The 9,932-nt window shown below is 46.0% G+C and carries 9 protein-coding genes; 3 read left to right on the forward strand and 6 right to left on the reverse strand.

The window, feature by feature from the left end:
• The first annotated feature begins 8 nt into the window (after positions 1-8).
• The 3 genes from RH46_RS08555 (at position 9) to RH46_RS08565 (ending at position 1,935) form a co-directional block, all read left to right on the forward strand.
• Positions 9-575: a carboxymuconolactone decarboxylase family protein gene (locus RH46_RS08555; protein ID WP_006879017.1), complete on the forward strand. Its 567-nt coding sequence runs from the start codon at positions 9-11 to the stop codon at positions 573-575.
• 77 nt (positions 576-652) lie between these two features.
• Entirely contained in the window at positions 653-1,309 is a 657-nt protein-coding gene (locus RH46_RS08560; RefSeq protein WP_006879018.1) for a DsbA family oxidoreductase, read from the forward strand.
• A gap of 86 nt (positions 1,310-1,395) precedes the next feature.
• Entirely contained in the window at positions 1,396-1,935 is a 540-nt protein-coding gene (locus tag RH46_RS08565) for a redoxin domain-containing protein (protein ID WP_006879019.1), read from the forward strand.
• 82 nt (positions 1,936-2,017) lie between these two features.
• Here the strand turns inward: RH46_RS08565 and RH46_RS08570 are convergent, their stop codons facing one another.
• The 6 genes from RH46_RS08570 to tssI all read right to left on the reverse strand — a co-directional run.
• Positions 2,018-2,383 (reverse strand): winged helix-turn-helix transcriptional regulator, encoded by a 366-nt coding sequence (locus tag RH46_RS08570; RefSeq protein ID WP_006879020.1) that lies wholly within the window; start codon positions 2,381-2,383, stop codon positions 2,018-2,020.
• A 188-nt stretch (positions 2,384-2,571) separates the two neighbouring features.
• Complete coding sequence (locus RH46_RS08575) at positions 2,572-2,889, reverse strand: hypothetical protein (protein WP_006879021.1); 318 nt, start codon at positions 2,887-2,889, stop codon at positions 2,572-2,574.
• Positions 2,890-3,289: 400 nt separating this feature from the next.
• Positions 3,290-4,258: a DUF6708 domain-containing protein gene (locus tag RH46_RS08580; protein WP_006879022.1), complete on the reverse strand. Its 969-nt coding sequence runs from the start codon at positions 4,256-4,258 to the stop codon at positions 3,290-3,292.
• Entirely contained in the window at positions 4,255-7,473 is a 3,219-nt protein-coding gene (locus RH46_RS08585; protein WP_006879023.1) for a LysM peptidoglycan-binding domain-containing protein, read from the reverse strand. The genes RH46_RS08580 and RH46_RS08585 overlap by 4 nt, the downstream gene beginning before the upstream one ends.
• Positions 7,470-8,363, reverse strand: a complete 894-nt coding sequence (locus tag RH46_RS08590; RefSeq protein ID WP_006879024.1) for a DUF4123 domain-containing protein — start codon at positions 8,361-8,363, stop codon at positions 7,470-7,472. The genes RH46_RS08585 and RH46_RS08590 overlap by 4 nt, the downstream gene beginning before the upstream one ends.
• On the reverse strand, positions 8,360-9,932 hold a 1,573-nt coding region (gene tssI / locus RH46_RS08595), incomplete at its 5' end, for a type VI secretion system tip protein TssI/VgrG (protein ID WP_006879025.1). The genes tssI and RH46_RS08590, both read right to left, overlap by 4 nt.

Genomic DNA, 9,932 nt, shown 5'->3' on the forward strand with positions numbered 1-9,932 from the left:
AGATTGTTATGAGTACTGAATTTACTTACTACACTACAGAAACAGCTCCTGAGGAGTCTGAAGAGCTTGTAGCGCAGTCAATAAAAGGCTTCGGTATGTTGCCAAACCTGCACGCTGTTCTCGCTGAAGCCCCGGCAACCTACGAAGCATACAATACTGCCTTCGACCTGTTTATGAAAAGCACAACGTTCAGCCCACTGGAGCAGCAAGTGGTCTTTATGACTGCAAACTTTGAAAACAACTGTCACTACTGTGTTCCTGGTCATACATGGATGATGAAGGCGGGCAAAATGCCAGATGAAGTGATTGAAGCATTGCGTGAAGGTACCGCCATCCCTGATGCGAAGCTGCAAGTACTGCATGATTTTACCAAAGCACTGCTTGATAACCGTGGCCATATCGGTGATGAGAAACTGCAAGTATTCCTCGACGCTGGCTTTACCAAACGTCAAGCGCTGGAAGTGCTGACGGGGTTGTCTGCTAAGCTTATCTCAAACTTCACTAATGCACTGGCACATACTGAAACCGATGCGCCATTCCAGAAGTTTGCGTGGACGCATCCTAGCGAGCGCTAAACTCAGTCAAGAACAAGCAAACACAACTTAAAGCACTGTTTGCCACGTGAGCACAGTGCTTTGAGTAGGAAACTCATATGAATAATACAATTAAGCTCGACATTATTAGCGATGTTGTCTGCCCGTGGTGCATCATCGGATACAACCATTTAAAAGCAGCGATCGAACAGCTTGGAATTGAAGATCGCATCGAGATTGAGTGGCAGCCTTTTGAATTGAACCCTGATATGCCTGCTGAAGGTGAGAACCTTCGAGATCACGTTGCTCGTAAATATGGCAGTACCGTAGAAGAAAGCAACAACGCGCGTATTCGTATCGCCAGCATTGGCGCGGAGCATGACTTCAAGTTTAACTACTTTGATGACATGAAGATGGTGAACACATTTGACGCACACCTTTTGCTTGATTTCGCCAAGAGCTTGGGCAAACAGACTGAACTAAAAATACGTTTATTTACCGCATTTTTCAGTGAACAGAAAGACGTCTCGGATCGTGAAATTCTCAAGCAAGAGCTAATCTCTGTAGGTCTTGACCCTGAGGAAGGAATGCGCTGGTTAAATGATGTGCAGCGACGCAACTCAATCCGTAGTTCAGAGAAACAATGGCAAAAAATGGGCGTATCGAGTGTGCCAACGGTGATTTTTAACAGAGAACATGGTGTTTCTGGTGCACATCCAGTGGAAGGTTACAAACAGATCTTAGCTGAGTTAATGGCTCAGGCGAATCAGCACTAGGTTACTAAAAGTATACCGGTTGCAACTTGTTTCTTAGTGCCTTATCTTTTTTCTAACTTGTTGTGACCTCAATCTCAGGAGCCCAGATGGCATACTCACAAAAACTCAAAGCGGGTGACGCTTTTCCTACATTAGAGGCAACAAAGCTTGATGGAACCAAAGTCAAGCTAGGTCAACCTCAAGGTGATGCAACATGGCAAGCAGTGTTTGTCTATCGTGGTAAGCATTGTCCACTCTGTACTAAATATCTAAATGAAATCGAGACCTATAAACAAGCATTTAGTGACTCAGGCGTTGATATTCTGGCTGTCTCTGGTGACTCGAAGCAACAATTGGAGCAACACCTAGAAAAGCTCGATATCAGTTTTCCAGTCGCTTATGGTCTTTCTGAGCAACAAATGAAGACTCTGGGGCTTTATATATCGCTACCACGTTCCGAAGCAGAAACCGACCATAACTTTGCAGAGCCAGGGTTGTTTGTCGTCAATGAACACGGCAACTTACACGTTGTTGACCTGTCCAATAACCCGTTTGTAAGACCAGAACTCGGTGCGCTGACCCGAGGTTTGGCATGGATTCGTAACCCAGAGAACCACTACCCTATCCGTGGCACGCTAGACTATTGAGCCTCCAGATCGAAAGGCAACAAGGCAACCATATTGGTTGCCTTGTTACGTTAAAGAGGGAGATAGATGAATGTTGCTCACGCTATTTTAGCTGCACATTGTTGCTTTCAGACCATTTTCTCAACTCATCGAGAATCGTTAACGCACTGCGTCCAAACTCGGTGAGTTCGTAACTGACTGCCAGTGGTTTTTCATTGAGCACACGACGTATTACCATGTTTTCACTTTCTAGTTCTTTTAGACGCTGGTCGACCATCTTCTTGCTTGCACCGCCCAACATTCTTGAAAGGTCATTGAATCTCACTGGACCATCTTTCAGGTGGTAGATAATTGAGCCCTTCCATTTTGAACCCAAAATCCTCATACCTTTTTCTATCGCACAAGGCTCGATACAGGCACCAACAACGCTCTTACGCCCTTTCGAATCAACTTCAACTTTTGCTTTCATACAGCCTCATGTCACTTTGAGAAGCTAAATAACGTAATTTATCAGCATTGATAATAAAAACGTCGCTCATAGTTATTGAACAAACACATCGAGTAGGTGTACGAGTGAGCACCTAATTGAGAGTGTCTTAGGGTATATTTTAGTTACCGAGAGATTGAATACAATCAGTATACTTTTAGTAACCTAGTTCACTTTCTTTGATGAACTCGGTTTTGCTGTGTTTCGTACCTGATTTGCTTACCTACGTTCTTTAGCTGCACCCCTCCCTTATTAAACGCCTTTTGGATAGCTGTTGAGACATGCTGTTGGCCTTCCCCCACTAAAAAGCTTGCTCTATCTTGATTCGTTTCGAATACGCAGACTATTTCTAAGCTTTGAGGAAACGAAGAGTAGTTGACCGTATGAGTCACCCAAAGAAAGCCATCGTAGCCTTTTAACGTATCTTCACAAACTTCGGTCAATACGCTTCTAATTAGATTCTCGACCTTTTTGTCTGATTTGCGCATGAAGCAAAATTCCTATTTAACATCTTCAATAAAGCTTCAGTCTACATTGTCTTAAACGAGATTGGATAATGGTATTCAGTCAACTGCCTGTTGACCAGATTACTCTTATGAAGGTTTGCTTTGTTGAAGACACATTTTGGGGCATATACCTTCTCGCGGTAGACCACCGCAATCAACAATTTCTGCCAAACGTAACAAGTGTTTACCATCACTAAACGCCCCAAACACACACCACCTGCAACACTCATTGGGTGATTGTCGCGCCGGAGGCGCTTTTACCGAATAGACAGGCGTGATTACGATGTAATGGAGCTCCTCTCTTCTATTCCCTCGCCCGTTTACGACAACTCGAAGACCGCTCGATTTAGCTGCAATTCGGATAAACTGTCGTAAAAAGCGTCTAATGCCAATTGCATCGTTTACCTGTCCACTCATGGACTTGTTCCGGCCATTTATGTTTTAGAGGGTTACACCAGAGCGAGAAATCAGCGGGTCTGAGCAGAAAACTAAGTGGCAAAACAAGAATAAAGGTTGCTATTGCAAAGAGCTTACTCCGACCTTCCTCTTGAGCGAGTTCAAAATTAACTCGCATCTGCCTTGGCTTATTGTTGATTTCATACCATAGCGGTTGTTCATCAGCCATATAACGACGAACATACTCCCAGTAGCCATATATGGGAACGTGAGTCCCCATATTGTGCAGCAAGCTGAGATATTGATGGCGTTGACCAGTTAAATCGGCGTTGACCGCGTGTTGAGGGTTAAGCCAGAGCATTAATTCATAGCCATCTTTTAATCGGCCATAACCCATATGGGTTTTCGCCACAATGACCGATATTTCACATTCTTGCCACGGAATGCGATAGAGCACTTTGTTGTGCCATACATAGACTTCCTGGTTTTTCTTATGAAAGCGTACCGGCATGGCGATGGGCTTAAATAAACTTAAGCCCATACAAATGGTGAGGATTGCCATAACGGTCATATCGACGTAACTGGGTGACCATGTATCTCCAGCGGTGTAGACCATCGAGGTTTTAATAACCAGCCAGAGCAAGGTAAAGAAAACCACCGCATACACATTTCCGCCTCTACCATGGACGGACTGAACTCGCATATCAATAAACCCTTCATGCCCCCCTGCAGAAAATGCTTCGAAAAACTCGCCTAAATCTTCGGTTTTCTCTTTAGCTACAGTGTGGTGCACCAAGGTTATTTTCTTATTCCCTGGATGAAGCGGCTCTTGTTGCATTAAATGGCCATTAGGGTAGTGATCCACGCCGTGTTGGGTAATATGGAAGTTGGGGGTAAAACCACAGTCTTCTGGCCCGACCCAATGATTGGGGCCGACTTGTCTAATCTCACTCATGATTTGTTTTTCTCTACTTCAAAAGATTCCAACTCAGTACTGCTGCGCCAGAACTCAAACCACTGTTGTTCATCACTTATGGTAATTTTCGGGTACTTTAATGAGACAGGATAACCAGCGGGATTATGGTAAGCGAGCGCCAGTTGATAAAAACGATAGTCTGTTTCCAGTTCGGCTTCATCTACCTCAAAGCTCAATGCAGCTGTATTTTCATTGAGCAAACTTATCTTGCCGTTAAGCTGATTGGTTTTCCAGCGGTTTTCTCGATTGTGACTGACCAGTAGATCCTTAGTGTCCTTGTCCGCATAGCCCTGAAGATAAACACTGACATCGCTGGTTAATGGCACAAAACCCGGCAGTAAGATATGCAGTGTAAAACGGCTCAGACCATCGGCTTGACTGACATTGATTAACTGTGGGATGGGTTTAAATAAATAGTCGCCAAATGCGGTCAACTCTTGTTGCATTACTTTAATCGCATCCTCTAGCTGGGGGTCCTGATCAAAAAGCTTCAGCCGTTGTTCCAAGGTGTTTAGATTGGACTTACCGTAAGCATAATCGCCGCGGCCCCAGAAAGAGCCCTTTAAAAACAGTTGGGTCTTATCGTCCATTAAGGAGGTCCGGATTATCTCTAGCGTCAGCGCTGTAACACCCAGCACAACCGCCGCCACCGCCATAACCGGCGCCGCAGCGGGCACCAGTGCCACCCAAGCACAATACGCCGCCATACCATTGACTAACAGTGTGACCCCTGACACCGCCGTGGCTAAGGCATTTTGATTACTAAAAGCGTCATTACCAAACTGATATCCACTGCCTAATACGGCAGCGGTGGCACCTACAATAGGTAGCCATCTAAATGTTATTCTAGTGGTCTCACTTACTATCCCAGATACACTCTCAACAAAAGCCACTGTTTTTGTAGAAGAGAGGTTCGATCGTTTCAACTGTGATGCCAACTTACTAGAGATTGACTTCCCAAGCAACTTAGCACCATCTTTTTCCATATACTTGGTAAATACTTGTTTACCACCGACTTGACCAAAGCGTGCCCCGGCAAATTGATCAAGAGCGGCAAAAGAACTGGTTATTAGTCCTAAATAGCCATTTGTCTGCTCAAGAAAAACTTTTAAGGTGCCGTCTTTTTCAGCCGTGCTGTTCATCTGTGTGGTGTTGTAAACCTGAACTAAAAAGAACAGCCCAACGGCGCTGCTTTGCACATTGGGGGTAAATACTTGTTCTGTTTTGCGATACAGCTTCATCAAGGCAGTTTTTTCACTTAAGAAGTCGTTGCCGTTAACCTGCTTAAGCCAATATTTAGCGTGTTTTTCTACAGTAGTGATTTTTTTTCCCGGGGCTGACGTCTGGTTGACCGCATACAGGTTGAGCGTTTGAGTATTGGCTTGTTGCTGTGGAGCGTTGGTGATATGCCCGGTTGCCGCATAGACCATCACGGCATACGAAGCCTCAATATCAAACATCACATCGCCCAGATTACTTGTTACCAATGGGAATTGATAGTTATAGCGGTATGTGAACAGGCTATAGGTTTCCTGCCAAAGTGCAGCCGTATTGCCTTCAAGACTTAATTGAACCAAAGGGGTGGCGATAGACTGTATCAGTCCATCAGTGGCCACAGTTGAAGGCATATCACCCGATTCGATCAGTCCGCTTCTAACACTGGCAATCGCTTCAATACTGGAATTACTGTTGGTCGTGCCGTTAAGCTCTTTTAGCCATTTAGAACCTTCTAACACCAATGGTTTGGCAAAGCCTAACGCAGCTAAGAAGTGCCCTCCTGCCCCTTTTTCCTGTTTCGGTTGCTCTGAGACCACAGCAAGCAAGGTTTTACTCCAGCGTTGAGCCAGTGCGAGGCCTTGATCGGTTGCCTCAAGATTGTTGGTCATCGCGAACAAGACGCTTTCTTTTAGCGCGATTTGTTCTTTGTCACTGTCATCTAACCAGGCAAGCGCGATATCTAGCTGTTCATGCTCTAACCAAGTCAACCAATCTTCAGACAGGGTTTCAAGCTGCTGCTTGAGTTTGGGCATGGCATCCTGGTAGTCCTTTAGGTAGCCTTCCATCTCATCAACGTGCAAGCACTCTTCTAACTCTTGCTTCCTGGAGGAACCTGCTGCCGCTTGGAGTTGATCCATTTCTTGATCACTGCGCTTACGGACAGAGAGTGCCGCGCCGTAATGACCAGTTGGTTGATATTGTGAGACTTTCGATGCGGCCTGTGTCATCTCGTTGTCGATGATGTGTTTGGTTAACTTTGCCATCTGGAGAGGATGTTGCGACGTGCTCAGACTCGACATGGTGAGTTCGTAAGCAATAGAAAACTCCCGGCACAGATCGGTGGAGATACCAATCGCATCAACCAAGCAGACCGCGTAGTTATTTTTAGGCGTTTGTGCTTCGTATGGCACTCGTATCCCATTGATATCAGAGACAGGCTCTAATGCAGGAAATGTCCATTTTAGAAAACTCTCTACCACTTGCGTATTGGCTAACAAGTTCTCTATATCATAAAGCGGTCTGGTATCTGGCGCATTACCTGCTGCAGCTTTTGCAAAGTCGATACGCTGACCAAGTTTGAGGATGGTATCAGGGTTGGCTTGTAAGTTTGATAATCTTAACTCTGATAGTGGCGTTATGCTCAGCCACATAGTGGCTTTTGCCTGCTGTTTTTGTTTTAGAATCGGTAAAGCAGACTCCACTTCCTTAGGCATCTCACCAAACACACAACGAGCATCTTGTGCTATACCCTCTTGATAAAGCACTTCGATAAGATATTGATCGTCCTCGTTATAATAGTAGACAGTATGATCGATGAGCTCTCGAGCAATATAATGATGTTCTTGCATATTGGGCAAGTCGACACCGACTGATAAGGTCTCAGGGAGTTTTGCCGAGCTATCCTTATCTGCCACCGCATAACGCATTGGTTTTACTGTGAACCATTCATCTCTTAGTGGGCACTCCTCGACGACGTTGTCTATCGGCTTTGAACCGGCAACGATTGCCGCATTGGTCGCAGGATCTGAAGTACCAGAAACAAGTACCGCATCCTCTGGGATATTAATGACATCACCAGCACGAATCTGATTCGGATCAGAAATGTTAGGATTTGCGTTCTGTATAGATTTTAAGGTTATGCCGTTTGCACGGGCGATACCGGATAAGGTATCTCCTGATTGAATTGTATAGTTCATGGATAGTTCTCCACTGAGTCTCGTGGATTTTGAGCAAGTGAGACAGATAATTGATTGGCTTGTTTTAAGCGTTGTTCTAAGGGAGTCTTAACGTCGTATAGACTAGCCGTTACTTCAGGATAAAGTGAGCTTTTCCCTAGCACATCGCCAAGTCGGCAAACGATATTGAGGTAATATGTGGCTAATTGTTCGTTGACTTGACCAAGCTGTTGTAAGTCAGCCAGTTGCTGCAAAACAAACGCGTGCGTTTGTTGCTTGGATGCCTGAAGTCTGTCAGGAAAATACGCTTCTATGTGCTCGATAAGCCGCCACGCTGTATAGGCTGTACTCGCGTCACTGACGCTTTGCCATTCTTCATCGTTAAACAACGCTTCCTTTAACACCTGAGGTGTCGCCGAAGTAGATTCCGCTTGCCAGTATTGTTGGTTAAAAACGTTTGGTAGCCACAAATGGGTCATTGGCCCCATCCAAGATTCAAAGCGTGTTTGTTGTGTTGATTTGAGTAAGTACAAGAAAATTATTGGGTCGTATAAGCGAGCCAGATTGTTTTCTAACCCGCTATGTTGACACAGAATGAGTTTCTTCCAGTGTGTTTCTAGATCACCTATAGAAGCGTCGGATTCGAAAATAACCCCATAACGGTAAGGCGCAGTGTCATGAGCCCAATCTTCGATCTCTTTTGACCATGTGACAAGGTATGGACCAAGGTCAGAGACTTTTTCCCAACGGCTGCCGAGTAATAAAGGGCGGTACTCTAGATGACTAGTTAGCTCTTTGCCTAATGTAGCAATGTTATATTCAAGCTTTGGCAGCAGCGCACCATCGAGAATCATCCAACGGGGTAAGCGTGTTTCCGTCGGAAGCTTGGTGGAGGAAACAAAGGTTATCATGACTGAGCATCCTCACAAGCGCGGCAAATTGGACTGCCCTTTCTTGCAGCCTCAAGAATCGTATTTCGTTGTTGCTCTGTGACAAGTGATGACTCTATCACAATAGGTTCCATCTCTTCCGGCGCTTGCTGCAGCTCTAACCCATTCGGTAGCGCTGCTTGCTGGCCTCTATACCCACTTCCGCTGCCCGGACTACCGCCCGAGTTCAGATTGATTTTTGGCCCAACAAGGCTAACGCCAGACGCGTCTATTTTTACAAAGCTGCCGCCAGCGTTGAGGGTTGTTTCAGAGCCAGCGTCTATCACCACTTTATTGCCAACCTTGATATGAATTTCATCACCTGATTGAATTGCGTGGAGCGCACCGACCTTTTGATGCAGGCTACCTTCAACAATCGAGGTGGCATCTTGTTTGACCAGAGTGCGACTCTCGCCGTCAACGGTTAAGTGGTGGTTATTCTTTATCTGAGTGAACTGGTCGTTATCAACCGTAGTGTGTTGATCGTGTTTGACATGAGTGGTCATATCATTGAGCACTAAGGAGTCAAAATCCTTCTGCGCATGCAGGTAGATTTGCTCCTTGTCTGCCTGATCTTCAAAGCTTAACTCGTTAAAGCCTTCCCCTTGGTGAGTTTCACTGCGCAGGACAGTTTTGGTTTTATTCTCTGGTAGAGAGTAAGGTGGCGTATTAGTCGCATGATAGGTTCGGCCAGTAATGATTGGCTGATCCGGGTCGCCATTTAAAAACGATACGATCACTTCGTGACCGATACGCGGAATGGCCATCATCCCGTACTGATTGCCCGCCCAGCCTTGCGAGACGCGTACCCAGCAAGAACGATGCTCTGGAGTATTCTCATAACGATCCCAGTGGAAGTAAACTTTCACCCGACCATGCTCATCACAGAAGATCTCTTCACCCTCTGGGCCAACGACCGTTGCGATCATCGGGCCGTCAACGGTTGGCTTGGTTTCTGGTGTCGCTTGCCAGTTGATATGACCTGGAATGGCTTGCCACTCATTTTTGTAGGTCGTCGCGCCGTGACCACTCTCTTCTTCCAGTGCCTGAGGCTGCTCACCGTGATGACTGACGCGAACCAGCAACCAATCGCGATTAAAGGTCCGATTGAGGTGGTCACTGAGGGTAAATTTGTAGCCTGCACGAATTAAGAACTCGTTGCTCTTACCGTCCGCTAGCTGAGCGTCGCGGCGCAAATAACTTAATCGGGTGCGTGTGAACGCGGTGCCATTTTGGTCGTCCTTATAACGCCCCGGAGCATCAAAGTGTGAGTAGGTCGGCTGCTGGTAATCCAGCTCAGCGCCCTGAGCCGACTGGCTAAATGAGTAGGCAGGCTTTTTAAAGCTGTAATCTTTAAGTTCAACCTCGGCGACACGGGCTTCAGATTGGTAGCGAAAGTGGCTAATGTATGGGGTTTCATACACGCCGCCTGACAAGGCATTGTAAGGGACAGGTTCAGCCAACGAAGGTAGTAGAGCACTGGAATCGCTGAAGACCAGAGTATGTTTTCCGGCTTCGTGGATAAAGCTGTAGACCATGCCTTCTTCCGCC

It is taken from the genome of Vibrio brasiliensis LMG 20546 (assembly GCF_000189255.1).
GTDB classification, from domain to species: domain Bacteria; phylum Pseudomonadota; class Gammaproteobacteria; order Enterobacterales; family Vibrionaceae; genus Vibrio; species Vibrio brasiliensis.

Bases quoted from the DNA above. Each gene is read 5' to 3' on its own strand.
- RH46_RS08555 (WP_006879017.1), top strand. From the start codon at position 9: ATGAGTACTGAATTTACTTACTACACTACAGAAACAGCTCCTGAGGAG.
- RH46_RS08560 (WP_006879018.1), top strand. From the start codon at position 653: ATGAATAATACAATTAAGCTCGACATTATTAGCGATGTTGTCTGCCCG.
- RH46_RS08565 (WP_006879019.1), top strand. From the start codon at position 1,396: ATGGCATACTCACAAAAACTCAAAGCGGGTGACGCTTTTCCTACATTA.
- RH46_RS08570 (WP_006879020.1), bottom strand. From the start codon at position 2,383: ATGAAAGCAAAAGTTGAAGTTGATTCGAAAGGGCGTAAGAGCGTTGTT.
- RH46_RS08575 (WP_006879021.1), bottom strand. From the start codon at position 2,889: ATGCGCAAATCAGACAAAAAGGTCGAGAATCTAATTAGAAGCGTATTG.
- RH46_RS08580 (WP_006879022.1), bottom strand. From the start codon at position 4,258: ATGAGTGAGATTAGACAAGTCGGCCCCAATCATTGGGTCGGGCCAGAA.
- RH46_RS08585 (WP_006879023.1), bottom strand. From the start codon at position 7,473: ATGAACTATACAATTCAATCAGGAGATACCTTATCCGGTATCGCCCGT.
- RH46_RS08590 (WP_006879024.1), bottom strand. From the start codon at position 8,363: ATGATAACCTTTGTTTCCTCCACCAAGCTTCCGACGGAAACACGCTTA.